The sequence below is a fragment of the Patulibacter americanus DSM 16676 genome (assembly GCF_000420025.1).
Lineage (GTDB): Bacteria > Actinomycetota > Thermoleophilia > Solirubrobacterales > Solirubrobacteraceae > Patulibacter > Patulibacter americanus.
Genome location: NZ_ATUD01000001.1, coordinates 648,506 through 666,433 on the forward strand (window position 1 = coordinate 648,506; position 17,928 = coordinate 666,433).

Sequence of the window (17,928 nt, forward strand, 5' to 3'; positions counted from 1 at the left end):
CTCAACCCTCCACGAGGTACTGGTGGACGAGGGACACCGACATGGAGCCCTCCCCGACGGCGCTCGCCACGCGCTTGATCGACCGCGCGCGGACGTCGCCGGCGACGAAGACGCCGGGCACGGTCGTCTCGAGCAGGTACGGATCGCGCGCCTGGGTCCAACCCGCGGTCTGCGCGTCGGCCCCGGCCAGGATGAATCCGCGCTCGTCGCGGGCGACCACCCCGTCGAGCCAGTCCGTCCGCGGCCGGGCCCCGATGAAGACGAAGCACGCGTCGACGTCCATCGTCTCCTGCGTGACGACCTTGCCGCCGGCGCCGTCGTCCCCCGTGACCTCGACGGTCATCGTCGACAGATGCCCGTCTGCCCCGGCGGCGGAGACGGCCACCGTGTTCGTCCGGACCTCGACGTTCGGCAGGTCCGCGAGCTGCTGGATGAGGTAGTGCGACATGGAGCGCTCCAGGTTCGGGCCGCGCACGAGCATCGTCACCTGGCGGGCGTACTCCGCGAAGTGCACGGCCGCCTGGCCCGCGGAGTTCGCGCCGCCGATGACCACGACGTGCTGGTCGGTGCAGGAACGCGCCTCGGTCAGCGCGGCGCCGTAGTACACGCCGGCGCCCGTGAGCTCCGGGAACCCCGGGCTCTCGAGCTGGCGGTACGAGACGCCGGAGGCGACGACGACGCAGGTGGCCGAGAGCGTGACGCCCGAGGCCAGCTCGACGAACCGCCCGGCGCCCTCGGCGCGCAGGCCGACGACGTCGGAGACGGTCAGCAGCTCGGCCCCGAGCCGGCGCGCCTGGTCCGTGCCGCGGCGCGCCAGATCGGAGCCCGAGAGCCCGGCGGGGAAGCCGAGGTAGTTCTCGATCCGGCTGGACTGCCCGGCCTGGCCGCCCGTGGCCTCGCGCTCGACCAGCACGGTCTTCAGCCCCTCGGACGCCCCGTAGACCGCGGCCGCGAGCCCGGCAGGACCGCCGCCGACGATCACGAGGTCGTAGTGGTCCTGGGTCGGGGTGCTCGACACGCCCAGGCGCTCGGCGAGCTCGAGGATCGTCGGGCGCTCGAGCACCGAGCCGTCCTCCATCAGCGCCACGGGCAGGCAGTCCGTCTCCACGCCGATCACGCCGAGCAGCTCACGCGCCTCGCCGTCGCGCTCCACGTCGAGCCAGCGCGCCGGCACGCGATTGCGGGCCAGGAAGTCGCGCAGGTCGTGCGAGTCCTTCGAGAAGCGGTGGCCGATGAGCCGCACGCCCCCCGCGTTCAGCGCGGCGCCGGACTCCCACGTCGTCAGGAGGTCCTCGACGACGGGGTAGAGCTGCTCCTCCGGCGGATCCCACGGCTTGAGCAGGTAGTAGTCCAGCGCGACGTCGTTGATCGCCGAGATCGCGGCCGAGGTGTCGGCGTAGGCCGTGAGCAGCACGCGCTTGGCGTCCGGGACGATCTTGCGCGCCTCGACGAGGTACTCCGTGCCCGACATGCCGGGCATCCGCTGGTCGGCCACGAGCAGCGCGACGGCGTCGCCGCGGGTGCGCAGCTGGGCGAGGATCTCGAGCGCCTCGGGGCCGGACCCGGCGCGCATGATCCGGTAGTGCTCGCCGAACCCGCGGCGCAGGTCGCGGGCGACGGCGGCCAGGACGGTGGGCTCGTCGTCGACGGCGAGGATGACGGGGCGGCGCTGGGGCGACTGCGGGGTGCTCATCGGACGGTGGTGCGTCTCTCGTGGGGGGGTGTGGGTGAGGCGGGGACGGCGGGGCGTCAGGGGCGGTCGCGCGTCAGGGACGGCGTCTCGGGGCGCTGGGGCCTGCGCCGGCCGTGGCGGCGCGGCGCGGGACGTCGAGGACGGGTCACGACGGCCCGAACCGCTCCGTGTGGATCCGGCCGGGGGCGTGGCCGCGCGCGACGAGCAGCGACGCCGCGGTCTCCACGAAGGGGGACGGTCCGCAGACGAAGATCCGCTCGGTCGAGCCGTTCCCCGCCGACAGGCCGTCGGCAGCCATGGCGGCCGCGGGGCCGGTGGCGTCGGCCGCGGGGGCCGGGCCGGCGAAGGCGTCGAGCATCGGGCCGTCCAGGCGCCGGGCGAAGCCCGTCCACTCCGGGGGCACCATGCGGGTGTACGTCCACGCGACCTGCAGCGACGCGGACCCGGGCGCGGCCGGATCGCCGCCGCTCAGGGCCAACAGCTCGCGGTGGAAGAGCGCCTCGCGGGGCGCCCGGACGGAGTGCAGGAGCCGTGCGGGGACGTCGGAGCCCTGCGCCGCGCGGTGGCGGAGCATCGCCATCAGGGGCACGACGCCGGAGCCGCCGGCCAGCAGCAGGAGCGGGCCACCGTCGTCCACGGACCACGTGAAGGGACCACCGATCGGGCCGCGCAGCTCGAGCTCGTCCCCGGGCAGCACGTCGTCGACGAGGAAGGGGGAGACCTCGCCGTCGTCGAGCCGGTCGACCGTGATCCGCAGCGCGGCATCCTCCGGCGCCGAGGCGATGGAGTACGAGCGCTGGGCCTGGTAGCCGTCCTCCGCCGTCAGGCGTACGTCGACGTGCTGGCCGGCGCGGTGGCCGGGCCAGCCCGGGACGTCGAGCACGATCGTCGTCGACCGCGGCGTCTCGCGGGACGTCTCGCGGACGGTGCCGATGCGCCAGTCCACGCTCGGGCGACGGCCGCCGGGGGCGACGGAGGGTGCGGGGGACCCGGTCGCCGCCGGGGCCGGCGGCGGAGTCCGGGGGTCGGAACCGGAGATCAGTCGCTCCAGTACCGCTGCTCGCGCCACGGGTCGCCGCGCCGGTGGTAGCCGTTCTGCTCCCAGAATCCCGGCTGCTCGTTCGGCGTGAACGTGAATCCGCGGACCCACTTGGCGCTCTTCCAGAAGTACAGGTGCGGCACGAGCAGCCGGGCGGGACCGCCGTGGCGAGCCTCGAGGGGCTCGCCGTCGAACGTGTGGACGACCCACGCCTTCCCGCCGGTCAGGTCGGCCAGGGGCAGGTTCGTCGTGTAGCCGCCGTAGGCGCGGATGGTGACCCACTCGGACCGCGGATCGACGTCCTTGAGCAGCTCGTCGACGGAGACGCCGGTCCAGCCCGTGTCGAGCTTGGTCCACGTCGTGACGCAGTGGATGTCGACCGTGAAGGTCTCCTGCGGGAGGGCCATCAGGTCCTCCCAGGTGAAGACCTGCTCGGCGCCGACGAGGCCGCCGACGTCGAACGTCCACGTCGCGGTGTCGACGGGCGGCGTCGGGCCGGCGGTGAGAACGGGGAAGCCTCGTTCGTGGTGCTGCCCGGGCGGGATCCGCGAGGGATCGACGTCGGGGCGGCGGCCACGGAAGCCACGGGTGATCGGGGGCACGGGTCAGGGCTCCTTGGTTGCGTCGCGGACTGTACGTCGTGGGGGCTGCGCGCGGCAACCGTCGAACGACGGTCCTCCCCCTCCCGGCCGGCCGGGATGGCGGTCGTCCGACCGTAGCGGAGCGGCCGGTCCGGCCCTCTAATCTCCGGCGCGTGCACGGCCTTCCCTTCGGCAACCGAGACGAGCGACCCGTCGCGAGGACCGCCTGGGCCCGCAACCTCGCCGCCCCGGTGCGGGCGTTCCTCAGCGCCGAGACGGGCGGCGCGGTCGTCCTCGTCGCCGCCGTGATCGCCGCGCTGCTGTGGGCCAACTCGCCGTGGCCGGCGTCCTACGAGGACGTGTGGCACACGGAGTTCGCGCTCACCCTCGGCGACCACGCGATCGCCACCGACCTGCGGGGCTGGGTCAACGAGGGGCTGATGACGCTCTTCTTCCTCGTGATCGGCCTGGAGGCCAAGCGGGAACTCGACCAGGGCGAGCTGCGGGAGCGCGCGCGGCTGACGGTGCCCGTGATGGCCGGCCTCGGGGGCATGGCCGTCACGGTCGGGGTCTACCTCGCCTTCAACGCCGGCGGGCCGGGCGCCGCGGGGTGGGGTGCGGCGATGTCGACCGACACCGCGCTGGCGCTGGGCTCGCTCGCGCTCGTCACGCCCGCCGCGGCGGTCCGCGTGCGGGTGTTCCTCCTGACGATGGTGGTCGTCGACGACCTCCTCGCCCTGGCGGTGATCGCCGTCTTCTACTCCGACGAGGTCAACGTCCTGGCGCTCGGCATCGCCGCCGCACTCTTCGGTGTCCTGCTCGCGCTGCGCTACGTGCGCCGGTTCCGCGCCCCGCTGGCCGTCGGCGTCGCCCTGGCGATGTGGCTGGCCATGTTCCGCTCGGGGGTGGACCCCGTCATCTCGGGCCTCCTCATCGGCCTGGTCACCAGCTCCTACCCGCCCAACCGCGACGACCTGGAGCGGGCGACGGAGCTCACGCGCTCCTTCCGCGAGCAGCCGACCCCCGAGCTCGCCACGGCCGCCCAGCGCAGCCTGGCGTCGGCGATCTCGCCGAACGACCGGCTCCAGCACAGCCTGCATCCGTGGACGACCTACGTGATCGTCCCGATCTTCGCGCTCGCCAACGCCGGGATCGTCCTGAACGGCGACGCGCTGGCGGCGGCGGCGGGCTCGTCCGTGACGCTGGGGATCCTCGTCGGCTACCTCGTGGGCAAGCCCGTCGGCATCGTCGGCGCCGCCTGGCTCGCGACCCGCAAGGTCTTCGGTGGCTCCCGGCCTGCGATCACCTGGCCCGTCCTGACGGGCGCGGGCGCCGCGTCCGGCGTCGGCTTCACCGTGTCGGTCCTCATCGCCAGCCGGGCCTTCGACGGCGCGCTCCTGGACCAGGCGAAGATCGGCATCCTCGCCTCCGCGCTCGTCTCCCCCGTGCTCGCGCTGCTCGTGTTCCAGATCACGAAGCGGCTGCCGGACAGCATGCGGGCCCGTCAGCTCGGCGCGGTGGCCGAGCAGCTCGTCGACCTGGCCGACGACGTCGACCCGGAGCGCGACCACGTGCGCGGCGACCCCGACGCGATCGTCACCGTCGTGGAGTACGCCGACTTCGAGTGCCCCTACTGCGGGCGCGCCGAGCCGACGATCCGCGAGCTCATGGCACGCGCCGGCGACGACCACCTGCGCTACGTCTTCCGGCACCTGCCGCTGGCCGACGTCCACCCGAACGCCCAGCTCGCCGCCGAGGCCTCCGAGGCGGCGGCCGAGCAGGGCCGGTTCTGGGAGATGCACGACCGGCTCTACGAGCACCAGGACGCCCTGAGTCCGAGGCAGCTCGTGGGCCACGCCCAGGCGGTCGGACTCGACGTCGAGCGCTTCACGGAGGACCTGCGTCAGCGCCGCTGGCTCTCCCGCATCCAGCGCGACGTGGACGGCGCGGACGAGAGCGGCGTCTCCGGCACCCCGACGTTCTTCATCAACGGTCGCCGCCACCACGGCGTCTACGACATCGACGCCCTGCGCGCGGCGGTGCGCACGGCGAAGCTCCGCGCCAAGTCGACGCGGCTGGCCGAGAGCGACCAGGCCGGGCGCGACTGAGACGGTCCGACCGAGGCGGTCGGCGACTAAGGCGGTCCCGCACGGCCGACCGCTCCGTGCGCCGCGGACCTACCAGGCCCGGCGGTAGAGCTCCTCGATCTCCTCCTGCGTCGGCACGACCGGGTTGCGGTCGGGGCTGCCGGAGTCCAGGGCGTCGGCGGCCATCTTCGGCAGCGCCGCGTCGAAGGTCTCCCGGTCCACGCCGCGGAGGTCGCGCAGGCGCGGCACCTCGAGCGCCGCGTTCAGGCGCTCGAGCGCGTCGAGCAGCGCCTGCCCGGCCGTCGCGGTGTCGTCGCCGTCCGTCGCGACGCCGAACGCCCGCGCCACCTCGGCGTAGCGCTCGGGCGCTCCGGGCAGCGAGAACGCGGTGACCGCGGGCAGCAGCACGGCGTTCGAGAGCCCGTGGGGCACGTGGAAGACCGCGCCGAGCGGGCGGCTCATCCCGTGCACGAGGCAGACGGAGCTGTTGGCGAACGCCGCCCCGCCCTCGTAGGCCGCGCGCGCCATCCCGGCGCGCGCCTCCAGGTCGGACCCGTCGCGCCAGGCCGCCTCGAGGTGCCGGCCGCAGAGCGCGACGCAGGAGCGGGCCAGCTCGTCCGTCTCCGGCGTCGCCTTCTGGGACACGTACGCCTCGATGCCGTGGGTCAGCGTGTCGACCCCCACGTGCGCGGTCAGGGGGCGCGGCATCGTCGCGCTGAGCTCCACGTCGACCAGCGCGACCTTCGGCACCAGGCGGTCGTCGAGCAGCATCATCTTCGTGTCCGTCGCGATGTCGGTGACCACGACGACCCGGGTGGCCTCGGAGCCGGTGCCCGCCGTCGTCGGGATCGCGATCACCGGCAGCCCCGCGCCGGCGAGCTGCCCGTAGCCCATGTACTGGCGCAGCGGCCCGGGGTTCGCGCCGCGGACGGCGATCGTCTTCGCGGCGTCGAGCACGCTCCCCCCGCCCACGGCGACGACGACGTCGGCCTCGTGGCGGACGAGCGCGGCGCGACCTTCGTCGATCGCGGCGTCCGTCGGGTCCGGCTCGATCTCGTCGAAGACGGCGACGGCGAACTCCGCCTCCTCGAGCAGCGCGACGATCTCGCCCGTCACCCCCCGCTCCGTCAGGAACGCGTCGGCGACGACCAGCGCGCGGGAGGTGTCGAGCGCTGCGGCCTCGTCCGCCACCCGCCGGCGGGCACCGGGCTCGATCCACACGGACGACGGCAGCACGAGGGCCATGGCGCGACGCTACCAGCGGCCCCCGGGCGAGCGGTCGCGGAGATGGGGGGAGGCGCGGCTCCCCTCCTCAACCGTCCGTCCGTCCGATGGCGCCGGGGGCCGGGGCGTGGTTGGCTCCAGGCGTGCGTGTACATGTTCCACGGCCTCTCCTGAGCCGGGCCGTCCTGGCGACCTCGGTCCTGGCCCTCATCGCCCCCGCGGCGGTGCTCCACGACGCGGCACCGGCCCACGCGCACGGGGCCGCGGGCCACTCCGCCGGCAGCCGGGCCGGAGAGCGCGCGCTGCAGCGCGAGGAGCGCCGCAGCATCGGTCCCCAGCACGCTGCGGAGCACGCGAGCCAGCGCGCCGCGCTGCGTCGGTGGCGGGCCCGGCCGGCGGCCGAGAAGGCCCGCGTCGCCGCGCGCGTCCGGCGGGCCGCCACGCGCGCCACGGCCGCCGCGGGCCCGGCCGACCAGGTCGGCCGGTGGTCCACGGAGCGCATCGGGATGCCCACGTGGGCCCTCAACGCCGCGATGCTGCCCACGGGCAAGGTCGCCTACTGGGGCCGCGGGGCGCTCGAGACGACCTGGCTGCGGACGAACGCCGCGCCGTTCTACCTCTGGGATCCGGACACGGGCGAGTCGAAGCGCATCGACCCGCCCCAGGAGACGATCGACTTCGACGGCGACGGGCAGGCCGACGACGTCGCCCCCGCCCCGCTCTTCTGCTCCGGCCAGTCCCTGCTGCCCAGCGGCGAGCTCTACGTGGCGGGCGGCAACGCGTTCTACCCCAGCTACGGCAACAACCGCCACGAGGAGTACGGCGGCTGGGGCGGCACGTACTCCTTCGACCCGTGGACGGAGACGTGGACGACCCAGCCCGACATGAACCACGGCCGCTGGTACCCGACCCAGGTCCTGCTCCCGGACGGGCGGATCGGCATCACCTCGGGGTACGACGAGGTCGGGAAGGGCGCGGACAACCAGGAGTTCGAGCTCTTCACCCCCGCCGCCGGGCGCGGGGGCGTCGGGACGATGACGTCGTCGCTGCCGGCGAAGCGCGAGACCTACGGCTTCTACCCTCACATGCAGATCCTCCCCGGTGGCCGGCTCGGGTTCGTCGGCCAGACCGAGGGCGACACGCGCTCGCTGGACCCCGCCGACCTGTCGCGCCCGGGCGCGGAGGGCAGCGCGTGGGACCAGGGCCCCCGGACGGCGTCGAGCGCGCGCGTGGGCGGCAGCGCGGCGCTGCTGCCGGGCACGAGCCGCATGATGTTCCTCGGCGGCTACGGCGCCGACTGGGCCACGGCGCCGAAGGAGCGCCCGCTCGACCCGGCGACGAACACTGTGGAGACCACGGACTTCGCGGCGGCGCAGCCCCGGTGGTCCTCCGGCGGCCCGGGCGACGTGCCGAACATGAACGTCGGCCGTTCCTACGGCACGCTCGTCACCCTGCCCGACGGCGGGTTCGCCTACATCGGCGGCTCGGCGGGCTTCGACCGGCAGGCCGGCCAGGACAACAACGCCTCGGGCGGCAAGCAGGAGCTCAAGAGCGTCGAGCTGTGGCAGCCCGGCCAGGACCGCTGGCGCGTCGGACCGGCGCAGGCGAAGTGGCGCGGCTACCACTCCACCGCGGTGCTGCTCCCGGACGGGCGCGTGCTCTCCGCGGGCGACGACTACTGGGGCATGGGCGACACGCCCGACCGCGGTCCCATGGACACGCCGAATCGCCCCGCCGACGCGCCGAAGGACCAGGGCGAGATCTACGAGCCCGCGTACCTCTTCGACGGGGCGGAGCGTGCCCCGCGCCCGACCATCACGAGCGGTCCCGCCGCCGTCCGCTGGGGCGCCGCCTTCGGGCTCGGCGTGGACGAGGTCCCGGGACGCAAGATCGTCCGCGCCACCCTGATCGCGCCGACCGCCGTCACCCACTCCGTCGACATGAACCGCGCGTTCGTCGACCTGCCCGTGATCGAGCGCGTGCCCGGGAAGGGCGTCAACCTCCGGGCCCCGTCCTGGTCCGACGTGGCGCCTCCCGGCTGGTACATGCTCTTCGCCTGGGACGAGACGGGCACGCCGTCCGTCGCGCGGTGGGTGCAGGTCCAGGGCGACGCGCCCAACGCGCCGCTGGTCGGCCCGGACTGGTCGCCGCCCCCGGGTCCCGGGGACGGCGCCACGGGCACGCGCGCACCGGCCACGCCGGCGCCCGGCCCGCGGGTCCGCGACACCGCCGGGCCCCGAGCGGCCCTGGCCCTGCGGCGGCCGGGCCGCCGCGCGACGGTGCTGCGGCTGCGGGTGGGCGCCGACGAGCCCGGGCGGATCACGGTCCGCTCGAAGATCGCCCGCGAGCGCGAGCGCTCCGCCACCGTCCGGCTCACGAAGTCGCGACTCAGCGGCGAGCTGCGACTGCGACTGTCGAAGAGCGCCCGCCGCACGCTGCGCGCCGGCCGGGTCCTCAAGGTCCGCCTGCGCTCCACCGCCCGCGACCCCTCCGGCAACGTCGCCCGGCGCACCGTGACGGTCCGACTGCGGCCCCGGGGACGCTGAAGGCGGCGGACGGCGGACGGCCGCCGGGCCCCGCGGGCCCGGCGGCCCCCGGCCGGGCTCGCAACGGCACCGGCGGTGCCCTCAACCGCGCTCGATCGTCCGCGCGACCGTGGCGACCTGATCGAAGAGCCGGATCCGGACCGGCGGCGTCTGCGCCAGGGGCCCGAGGCCGGAGAGTCCGCGGTGGATCGTCGTGACGTTGATGACGGCCCGCTCGGGGTGCAACCACGCGCGGTACGGGGCGAAGTCGGCGCTCCGCACGATCTGCAACGTCGCCTGCAGCGGCGAGCGGCCGGCGGCGTGGTGCTCGGCCACGGCCGCCGCGAGCCACACCCAGTAGTCGCGCAGCGCCCGCACCTCGGCGGGCCCGGAGAGCGGCCCGTGGCCGGGCACGATCGTCTCCGCGCCGAAGCCGAGGACGGTGTCGAGGGCGGCGATCCAGTTCTCCACCGGCCCCTCCCACATCACGGGGGTGACGCCGACGAAGAGGACGTCGGCGGCGAAGACCACGCCGACGTCGGGCAGGTGGACGACGAGGTCGCCGGGCGTGTGCGCCGGGCCGACCTCGACGAGCTCGAGCGCGCGTCCGCCGACGCGCTCCGTCGCCCGACCGGAGAACGCGTCGTCGGGGAACCGCAGGGTCACGTCGTCGAACGCGAACGGGGCCAGCATCGACCGGACGTAGCGGCCCATCGCCCCTGGGCGACCGGGGATCCGGGCCGTGAGCCCGGCCAGCCGCCGCAGACGCGAGAGGTCCGCCGGGGTGCCCTCGTGACGCATCGCGTCGAGGCTGCGCTGGGAGGTCACGATTCGCGCGCCGGCGGGCAGCCGGGCGTTGCCCCACCAGTGGTCCCCGTCGTGATGGGTGTTGACCGCCAGGGCGATCGGCGCGGCGGCCGTCGGCGCGCCCATGGCCGCGAGCATGGCCGCCGCGAGCCGCTCGTCCCACAGCGTGTCGATCACCGCGGAAGCGCCGTCGCCGACGACGAGGCCGGCGTTCGCCTCGCCCCATCCACCGTCCGGCTGGAGCCACGCCCACGTGCCCGGGGCGACGGGTCGCAGCCCGCCCTCGAAGCTCGCGGGTCGGCCACTCAAGGTTCCATCCATGCCGGGGACGGTATCCACCCTCCGGACGATCCCAGGGAGGGGGCTCGAAGCACATCGGAAAGAAGACCGTGGCGCGGAGCATCCGGGTGTGCCATGCTTCGGGGCGTAAGTGCTGGGCCATCCGGTCCGGCGAAGCAGTGCCAGCGTTCGCAGTCGTTGCATCAGCACCCTCCGCGCCGTTGCACAACACAATTCCCCACGGAGGGACATCACATGGCCACAGGCACCGTTAAGTGGTTCAACGAGGAGAAGGGCTTCGGGTTCATTACGCCCGACGAGGCCGGCAAGGATCTCTTCGTCCACCACTCGGCCATCAACGGCTCGGGCTTCAAGACCCTTGCCGAGGGCGCGAAGGTCTCCTTCGATGCTGAGACCGGCCCCAAGGGCCCCAACGCCACGAACGTCGACGTCATCTAAGACACCCGACTTCGTTCGTCCGGCGCTCGCGCCGGACGGCAGCAGGATCCGAAGGCCCCGCACTGCGGGGCCTTCGTCGTTCCCGGGGCCCATGAAGGCTGTACGCCCTGCGTGACCCATCGCAGCGGACCCGGGGGTACTGATGCGTAGGATCGGGGTATGGCCTGGCCCGTGCTCTCGGCCCTTCTTCCGCGTTCCGGCGCACCGTCGACGGACGCCCCGCCCTCCGTGCCCGAGCCGCCCGTGGCGCTTCCGCCCGGTCGGATCATCCACGTGCGCGGTCGCGGCGAGTTCTTCCTCCGTGACACCGGGGAGACCGATCGCCCCGCCGTGCTGCTCCTGCACGGCTGGATGTTCTCCTCCGACCTGAACTGGTTCACGACCTACGGGCCGCTGCAGGACGCGGGCTACCGCGTGCTGGCGCTCGACCACCGCGGCCACGGCCGCGGGCTGCGCACGACCGAACCGTTCCGCCTGCAGTCGTGTGCCGACGACGCCGCCGCGGTGCTCCGCGAGGTCGGCGCCGGCCCGACGATCGTGGTCGGCTATTCCATGGGCGGCGCGATCGCCCAGCTCGTCGCCCGCGACCACCCCGACGTCGTCCTGGGTCTCGTCCTCTCCGCGACCGCCACGGACTGGACCGAGCCGCGCATGAAGCTGCTCTGGCGCACGATGGGCGGCGTGCGGTTCGCGCTCGGCCTGGCCCCGAACTTCATCTGGCGGGGCGCGGTGCGCTCCATGGGCGGCAAGGACGACGCCGCGACGAGCTGGCACGCCGTCGAGCTGGGACGCGGCTCCGCCGTCGACCTCGCCGAGGCCGGTCGCGAGCTCGGCCGCTTCGACGCCCGCCCGTGGAACGGCGCCCTGACGGTGCCCGCGGCCGTCGTGATGACCCGCGACGACACCTCGGTGCCGCCCGCGAAGCAGCGCGAGCTGGCCGACTCCCTCGACGCCCCGCTGTTCGAGGCCCCCGGCACCCACGGCGCGGTGACGATGCGCGCGAAGACCTACAACCCCGAGCTGCTCCGGGCGCTGGCGTCGGTGACGGAGCGCGCGCAGCGGCCCGTCGCGGCGGTCGCGTAGGACGCCGCGCGAGTCGCCCCCGGCGGTCGCCCTAGCCCGCCGGCGTCGCCTCGCCGGCCAGCCCGAGCCGGTGGGCCACCGCCGCCGCCTCCGTACGGCTGCGGACGGCGAGCTTCGCGAGGATCCGCGACACGTGGACGCTCGCGGTCTTCTCCGCCATGAACAGCCGGGCGCCGACCTCGCGGTTCGTGGCGCCCTCCGCGACGAGCGCGAGCACCTGCCGCTCGCGAGGGGTGAGGCCGAAGGGGTCCTCGGCCGGCCTCGCGCCGTGCGCGGCGGCCACACCCGGGGGCGGCGGCATCCCCGCCGCCGTCGTCCCGTCGGCCTCCCCGGTGCCCGGGTCCGTCGCGCCGTCGGCGGCGTCGGATACTGCTCCGCCTCCGGCCCCAGAGGTCTTCGGCTCCTCGAGCCGCAGCCGCGCACGGGCCGCCAGGCCCGTCACGTCGTCGACGAGCCAGCGCGAGCCCAGCCGCCGGCCACCCGCCAGCGCGGCCCGGGCGTGCGTCGTCGCCGTCTCACGGTCGCCCAGCTCGATCTGCACCTCGGCGAGCCGGAGGTGGGTCGTCGCCACGGCGTAGGGGTACTCGAGCGCCTCCCAGGCCTCGAGCACGGCGCGCCAGGCGGCCGGGTCCGGTCGCCCGTGGGCGCAGGCCAGCTCCGCGCGGGCGACGAGGCAGCAGGCGCGCGCGATCGGCCCGCCCTCCGTGGCCGCGGCCTCCGCGCGCTCCGCCATCGCCTCGGCGCGCGCGATCGCCGGGGCGTCGTCCTCGTGCCGGTCCCGGGCCTGCTGCGCCTGCTGCGCCGCGACCCGCACGCCCCACCACGCCACGTGCGCGATCCGGCTGACGTCCTCCGTGCAGAACTCGATGCGTTGCAGCGCGGTCTCCGCCGCCCGCCACGCAGCGTCGAGGTCGCCGGCGCGCACCTCGAGCGCCGCGCGGGCGATGCCCAGCGGTCCGTGCCATTGCGGCTCCGCGGCGTCCTGCGCCCGCGGCTCGGCCTCGTCGAGCAGGGCCCGGGCGACCTCGTCGTCGCCACGCGCCAGCGCGAGCTCAGCCTGGCGCAGCACGACGTTGAGGCGTCCGCTGTCCCACGTCCGGCGGTCGAGCGGGACGAGCATCCGCTCCGCCAGGTCCCAGTCGCCGAACGCCAGGGCGTACTCGGAGATGGAGGTCTCCATCCAGACCCGGCTGAGCGTCCGCGGCTGCATCAGCGCCAGACCCTCGTGCGCGATGGCCAGTGCCTCGCGCGTGCGGCCCGCCACGTGCATGACGTCGGCGAGGTTGATGTAGGCGCTCTAGCGCCGCGCCTCACGCCCGCCGTGCTCGGCGACGGCGATCGCCCGGCGCAGCTCGCGGGCCCCGGCGTCCGGGTCGCCCGTGGCGACGAGCGCGACGCCCAGGGCGTTGCGGGCGGCGAACTCGGCGACGGGATCCTCGACCTCCTGGGCGAGCACGAGGGTCTCACGGGCGTCGTGGATGGCCTCGCGAAAGCGGCCCTGCAACATGCGGAACCTCGCCCAGTGACCCATGAGCCGCGCCCGCTCGACGCACCGATCGTGGGCGAGCAGGTCGAGGCCGCGGCGGGCCGCGGCGAGCGCGTCGTCCGAGCGCATCTGCGACCAACGCACGCGAGCGAGCGCCTCCAGGGCGGAGGCCGCGCGACGCGGCTCCGCCTCCTCGTCGACCTCCTCGAGCGCGGCGTCCAGCAGGGACTCCGAGCGCGCCGGGTCGCCGGCGCTCTCGTGCGCCCGTGCCGTCAGCAGCAGCACGTCGAACCGCGAGACGCCGGTCAGCGCCGCGGCGTCGGGCACCTGGCGCCACAGCCCGAGGGCGCGCTCGAGCAGCTCGGCCTCCTCGCCGTGCGCACGCACCCGCTCGGCCGCGGCCGCCGCGCGGACGGCGGCGCGCAGGGCCTGCGGTTGGTCGCCCGCGGCCTGGAAGTGGTGGGCGGCCGCGCTCGTCAGGCCGACGTCCTCGCCCACCGCCTCGACCCGCCGCTCCAGCGCGTTGGCGAGCCGCAGGTGCAGCTCGGCACGCTCCCCGGGGAGCAGGTCGTCGTCGACGACCTCGCGCAGCAGGGCGTGGCGGAACGCGTAGCGGCCCTCCTCGTCGACCACGAGGATGTGGTGGGCGATGGCCTCGCGCAGCGCCTCCCGCAGCAGGCGAGCGTCGGTCTCGCCGGCGTCCGCGAGCAGCTCGTGGCCGAGGCGCTGGCCGACGGCGAGCAGCCGCAGCAGCTCCTGGGCCTCGGCGGGCAACCGCTCGATCCGCAACATCAGCGCGTCGCGGAGCGTGGGCGGCAGGGCGCCGCGGCCGTCGAGGTCGGCCGCCAGGAGCTCCTCCGTGAACAGCGGGTTGCCCTCGGAGCGCGACCACAGGCGGTGCAGCAGATCGTCGTCGACCGGGCCGCCGAGGACGTCGACGAGCAGCTCGCGGAGCTCGTCGGGCACGAGCGGCCGCAGCTCGAGGCGACGGGAGCGGGCCTCGCGCTCGACCTCGGCCAGGAGTGGGCGGAGGGGGTGGCGGCGGTGCAGCTCGTCCGGCCGGTAGGTCGCCACCACCAGCAGCCGCTCCTGGCAGAGGCTGCGAGAGAGGAAGGAGAGGAACGCGCGCGTGGAGTGGTCCGCCCAGTGCAGGTCCTCGATGCTGAGCAGCAACGGGGCGTCCTCGGCCAGGGCGGCCAGGAGGGTGAGGAGCGCCTCGAACAGGCGGGCCTGGTCGGCATCGGGCCCGGACGGGGCGGGCGGGGCGAGCTCGGTCCCTGCGGGCAGCATCCCCGGGACGATGCGCGCGAGCTCGGCGCGGGTGGCGGCGGGCAGCGCGTCGAGGACGGGGTCGCCGCGGCGGGCCAGCGGCCGCAGCGCCGCGGCGAGCGGGGCGTAGGGGAACTCCCCGGTCCCCAGCTGGACGCAGTCGCCGACGAGCACGCGCCCCACCGGCGTCGCGTCGACGCTTGCGGGTTCCCGGACGTGGCGCTCGAACTCCGTCAGCAGGCGGGTCTTGCCGACGCCGCTCTCACCCGCGACGAACGCCAGCGACGGGTGCCCGGCCACCGCGTCGTGCCACGCGGCGCGCAGCTCGGCGAGCTCCGCCGTGCGCCCCACGAACCGGGCGCTCGTGACGCGGGAGACCATGCCGGGAGTATGCCGCCCCGGCGACGAGGTGCCGGGCCGTCGCGACCCAGCCGGTCCGGCCGGCGGCGTGGCGGTCGACGTCGACCCGGGCCGCGCGTGCGGCGGCACGGTCGAGGTCGGCGTGGCGGGCGTGGACGAGCTGCTGGGTGAGGAGGGTGGACACGATGCGCTCCCATCGGTCGGGGTGGTCACGTCATCGATCCTGGGCCACGGCGCCCCGCGCCACATCGGGCGGATGGTGCGGATGCGGAGGGCGCACCCCTTACGCGCGCGCCGCCGGTCCGGTCGAGGCCTTACGGCGGCGCCGCGCGCCGTCGGACGGCGTGCGCGGATCGCAGCCCACCCACCCGACCGGCGTACGCCTAAGAGCTTTGTGTGCTCTTCGGCACGTGCGGAGTAAGGTGGCCGCAGGCACCCCCGACGGCCCAGGAGAGGGACACAGTGGCGCGCATCGAGCTCCGAGGAATCCACAAGCGGTACGCGGACGGGTTCCACGCGGTGAAGGACCTCAATCTCGACATCCCCGACGGCGAGTTCATGATCTTCGTCGGGCCGTCGGGCTGCGGGAAGTCGACGGCGCTGCGGATGATCGCGGGCCTCGAAGGGATCTCGGAGGGCGAGCTGCTGCTCGACGGCGAGGTCGTCAACGAGCTCGAGCCGAAGGACCGCGACATCTCGATGGTCTTCCAGAGCTACGCGCTCTACCCGCACATGACGGTGCGCCAGAACCTCGCGTTCCCGCTGCGCATCGCGGGCCGGCCGAAGGACGAGATCGAGACGCGGGTCAACGAGGCGGCGGCGGTCCTGCAGCTCTCGGACCACCTCGACCGCAAGCCGGCCAACCTCTCCGGCGGTCAGCGCCAGCGCGTCGCGATGGGCCGCGCGATCGTGCGCTCCCCGCGGGCGTTCCTCATGGACGAGCCGCTGTCGAACCTCGACGCGAAGCTGCGCGTGCAGACCCGCACGGAGCTCGCCCGCCTGCAGCGCCGGCTCGGCACGACCACCGTCTACGTCACGCACGACCAGACGGAGGCGATGACGCTCGGCGACCGCGTCGCGGTGCTCAACGCCGGGGAGCTTCAGCAGGTCGGCACGCCGCGCGACCTCTACGCCCACCCGCGCAACATCTTCGTCGCCGGCTTCATCGGGTCGCCCGCCATGAACTTCATCGCGGCCGAGCTGCAGGGAGGGGAGATCCGCACCGCGCGCGGCGACCTGCCCGTGAACGACTGGTGGCGCGAGCGGCTGACCGGCGCGTCGCCGAACCAGTCCGTGATCCTCGGCATCCGGCCCGAGGGCTTCTCCGACGCCGCGCTCGAGGAGGGCACCGGCCCCGAGTTCGACGTCGAGATCGAGGTCGTCGAGTCCATGGGCTCCGACCTCTTCGCGTACTTCTCCCCCGAGAGCACGGGCGCCCGCTCGCAGTCCCTCGACGATCTGGCGCAGCAGTCGGGTCTGGGCGACGCCACGGCGTCGCGTCCCGGCGAGCAGCTCGTCGCCCGGCTCGACCCCATGAGCCGCGTGGCCGTCGGCCAGCACGCGCGGCTGCGCATCGACACGTCGCACATCGCGCTGTTCGACCCCGAGACCGGCCTGTCGCTCGCCGACCACGAGTCGACCGCCCCGACGCTCACCAGCGCATGACCACGTCCTCCCGCGTCCCCCGGCGCACCGTCCTCCAGGAGCACCCCGTGAAGCAGCACCTCAGGTACACCGTCCCCGCCCTCGCCAGCGCCTGCGCGCTCGCCCTCTCCGCCTGCGGCGGGGACGACGGCGGCGAGTCCTCCGGCGCGGCCGGAGGCGGTTCCGGGTCCGGCGGCAGCAAGGCCCAGGGGATCGACCCGGCGTCGATCGAGACCGCGAAGGGCAACGTCACCCTCTGCGCCCCGGCGCTCACCATCGAGGCGGCGAAGGCGGCCGTGAAGCAGGCCGCCACCGAGGCCAGCGGCCTGAAGGTCGACGTCATCACGCTGCCCGACGCCGCCGACGAGCAGAACGCGCAGTTCGTCCGCCGCCAGCGCGCGAAGTCCGGCGAGTGCGACGTGTTCGAGTCCGATGTCGTGTGGACCGCGCAGTTCGCCGCCCAGGACTGGCTGCTGAACGTCACGGACTACGTGAACGCCCGCAAGGCGGAGTTCATCCCGTCAACGCTCGAGACCGCGACCTACGAGAAGAGCTACTTCGGCGTGCCGGAGAAGACGGACGCCGGGCTCCTCTACTACCGCAAGGACCGCACCGCGACGCCGCCCGACACGTGGCAGGCGCTCTACTCGCAGGCGAAGGACGCGGGCGGGCTCGTCTACCAGGGCAAGGCCTACGAGGGCCTGACGGTGCACTTCCTCGAGGTCGCCTACGGCGCGGGCGGCAAGGTGCTCTCGGACGACGGCACGAAGTCCGAGATCAACTCGCCCGAGAACCTCGCGGCGCTCAAGCTCATGGCCGACGGCGTGAAGAACGGCGCGGTGCCGAAGGCCGTCCTGACCTACCAGGAGGGCGAGAGCCAGCAGGCGTTCGACTCCGGCAAGCCCGGGTTCATGCGCAACTGGCCCTACGCCTACTCGCTCGAGAAGGAGTCGAAGACGGAGGCCGTGAAGAAGAACTTCGACGTCGCCCCGCTGCCGACGTTCGAGGGCGGCCAGGCGGCCGGCGTGCTCGGCGGCTCCAACCTCGTGATCTCGAAGTTCTCGAAGAACCCGAGCGCGGCGCTCAAGCTCGTCGACGTCATGACGAACGCCGACGCCATGCGCCTGCGCGCCACGGAGTACTCCTTGGCCCCGGTCCTGAACGAGAGCTACGACGACGCGGAGATCAAGAAGGCACTGCCCTTCTCGGACGCGCTGAAGACGGCGGTCGAGCAGGCCCAGGCCCGCCCGGTCTCGCCCGCCTACACCCAGGTCTCGACGGCGATCTCGAGCAACGTCGCCAAGGCGCTGTCGGGTCGGACGACGCCGGAGGCCGCGCTGGAGGCCGCGGACAAGGCCATCTCCTCCGCGCTGACCACCTTCTAGGCCCCCA

At 74.5% G+C, this 17,928-nt stretch carries 13 protein-coding genes; 6 read left to right on the forward strand and 7 right to left on the reverse strand.

What is annotated here, in order from left to right; all coding sequences use genetic code 11:
• Window position 1: 1 nt before the first annotated feature.
• The 3 genes from F593_RS0103135 to F593_RS0103145 form a co-directional block, all read right to left on the reverse strand.
• A complete protein-coding gene (locus tag F593_RS0103135) occupies window positions 2–1,693 on the reverse strand; it encodes an NAD(P)/FAD-dependent oxidoreductase (RefSeq protein WP_022927307.1) in 1,692 nt (563 codons plus the stop codon).
• Window positions 1,694–1,838: 145 nt separating this feature from the next.
• Entirely contained in the window at window positions 1,839–2,639 is an 801-nt protein-coding gene (locus tag F593_RS0103140) for an FAD-binding oxidoreductase (RefSeq protein WP_028721374.1), read from the reverse strand.
• Window positions 2,640–2,731: 92 nt separating this feature from the next.
• Window positions 2,732–3,334, reverse strand: coding sequence for a sulfite oxidase-like oxidoreductase (locus F593_RS0103145; RefSeq protein WP_022927309.1), 603 nt, complete (start codon window positions 3,332–3,334; stop codon window positions 2,732–2,734).
• A gap of 152 nt (window positions 3,335–3,486) precedes the next feature.
• Here F593_RS0103145 and nhaA point away from each other — a divergent pair, with 152 nt between their 5' ends.
• Window positions 3,487–5,421 (forward strand): Na+/H+ antiporter NhaA, encoded by a 1,935-nt coding sequence (gene nhaA / locus F593_RS22090; RefSeq protein WP_022927310.1) that lies wholly within the window; start codon window positions 3,487–3,489, stop codon window positions 5,419–5,421.
• Between the two features lie 69 nt (window positions 5,422–5,490).
• Here nhaA and F593_RS0103155 read toward each other — a convergent pair whose 3' ends face one another.
• Entirely contained in the window at window positions 5,491–6,645 is a 1,155-nt protein-coding gene (locus F593_RS0103155) for an iron-containing alcohol dehydrogenase (RefSeq protein ID WP_022927311.1), read from the reverse strand.
• Between the two features lie 122 nt (window positions 6,646–6,767).
• Between F593_RS0103155 and F593_RS0103160 the strand changes: the two genes are divergently transcribed.
• Window positions 6,768–9,170 (forward strand): galactose oxidase early set domain-containing protein, encoded by a 2,403-nt coding sequence (locus F593_RS0103160; RefSeq protein WP_157251512.1) that lies wholly within the window; start codon window positions 6,768–6,770, stop codon window positions 9,168–9,170.
• An 81-nt stretch (window positions 9,171–9,251) separates the two neighbouring features.
• Here the strand turns inward: F593_RS0103160 and F593_RS0103165 are convergent, their stop codons facing one another.
• Window positions 9,252–10,277: an MBL fold metallo-hydrolase gene (locus F593_RS0103165; protein WP_022927313.1), complete on the reverse strand. Its 1,026-nt coding sequence runs from the start codon at window positions 10,275–10,277 to the stop codon at window positions 9,252–9,254.
• A gap of 213 nt (window positions 10,278–10,490) precedes the next feature.
• On the opposite strand from F593_RS0103165, the gene F593_RS0103170 reads away from it, so the two are divergent.
• Together F593_RS0103170 and F593_RS0103175 are read left to right on the forward strand one after the other, a co-directional pair.
• The gene (locus tag F593_RS0103170) at window positions 10,491–10,694 is read left to right on the forward strand and encodes a cold-shock protein (protein ID WP_022927314.1); all 204 of its coding nucleotides are present in this window, start codon (window positions 10,491–10,493) and stop codon (window positions 10,692–10,694) included.
• 159 nt (window positions 10,695–10,853) lie between these two features.
• On the forward strand, window positions 10,854–11,777 hold the full coding sequence (locus F593_RS0103175; protein ID WP_022927315.1) for an alpha/beta fold hydrolase: 924 nt from the start codon (window positions 10,854–10,856) through the stop codon (window positions 11,775–11,777).
• A 31-nt stretch (window positions 11,778–11,808) separates the two neighbouring features.
• On the opposite strand, the gene F593_RS30735 is transcribed toward F593_RS0103175, so the two are convergent.
• Complete coding sequence (locus tag F593_RS30735; RefSeq protein ID WP_033205263.1) at window positions 11,809–13,047, reverse strand: response regulator transcription factor; 1,239 nt, start codon at window positions 13,045–13,047, stop codon at window positions 11,809–11,811.
• A 27-nt stretch (window positions 13,048–13,074) separates the two neighbouring features.
• On the reverse strand, window positions 13,075–14,913 hold the full coding sequence (locus F593_RS22100; protein ID WP_033205266.1) for an ATP-binding protein: 1,839 nt from the start codon (window positions 14,911–14,913) through the stop codon (window positions 13,075–13,077).
• 441 nt (window positions 14,914–15,354) lie between these two features.
• On the opposite strand from F593_RS22100, the gene F593_RS0103185 reads away from it, so the two are divergent.
• Window positions 15,355–16,557 (forward strand): ABC transporter ATP-binding protein, encoded by a 1,203-nt coding sequence (locus F593_RS0103185; RefSeq protein ID WP_022927316.1) that lies wholly within the window; start codon window positions 15,355–15,357, stop codon window positions 16,555–16,557.
• A complete protein-coding gene (locus F593_RS0103190) occupies window positions 16,554–17,921 on the forward strand; it encodes an ABC transporter substrate-binding protein (protein ID WP_022927317.1) in 1,368 nt (455 codons plus the stop codon). Before F593_RS0103185 ends, F593_RS0103190 begins: the two co-directional genes overlap by 4 nt.
• The last annotated feature ends 7 nt before the right edge of the window (window positions 17,922–17,928 follow it).

What these genes read in the sequence shown, in the direction of transcription:
- F593_RS0103190 (WP_022927317.1), top strand. Translation starts at nt 16,554, where the DNA reads ATGACCACGTCCTCCCGCGTCCCCCGGCGCACCGTCCTCCAGGAGCAC.
- F593_RS22100 (WP_033205266.1), bottom strand. Translation starts at nt 14,913, where the DNA reads ATGGTCTCCCGCGTCACGAGCGCCCGGTTCGTGGGGCGCACGGCGGAG.
- F593_RS0103155 (WP_022927311.1), bottom strand. Translation starts at nt 6,645, where the DNA reads ATGGCCCTCGTGCTGCCGTCGTCCGTGTGGATCGAGCCCGGTGCCCGC.
- F593_RS0103170 (WP_022927314.1), top strand. Translation starts at nt 10,491, where the DNA reads ATGGCCACAGGCACCGTTAAGTGGTTCAACGAGGAGAAGGGCTTCGGG.
- F593_RS0103165 (WP_022927313.1), bottom strand. Translation starts at nt 10,277, where the DNA reads ATGGATGGAACCTTGAGTGGCCGACCCGCGAGCTTCGAGGGCGGGCTG.
- F593_RS0103175 (WP_022927315.1), top strand. Translation starts at nt 10,854, where the DNA reads ATGGCCTGGCCCGTGCTCTCGGCCCTTCTTCCGCGTTCCGGCGCACCG.
- F593_RS30735 (WP_033205263.1), bottom strand. Translation starts at nt 13,047, where the DNA reads ATGCACGTGGCGGGCCGCACGCGCGAGGCACTGGCCATCGCGCACGAG.
- F593_RS0103135 (WP_022927307.1), bottom strand. Translation starts at nt 1,693, where the DNA reads ATGAGCACCCCGCAGTCGCCCCAGCGCCGCCCCGTCATCCTCGCCGTC.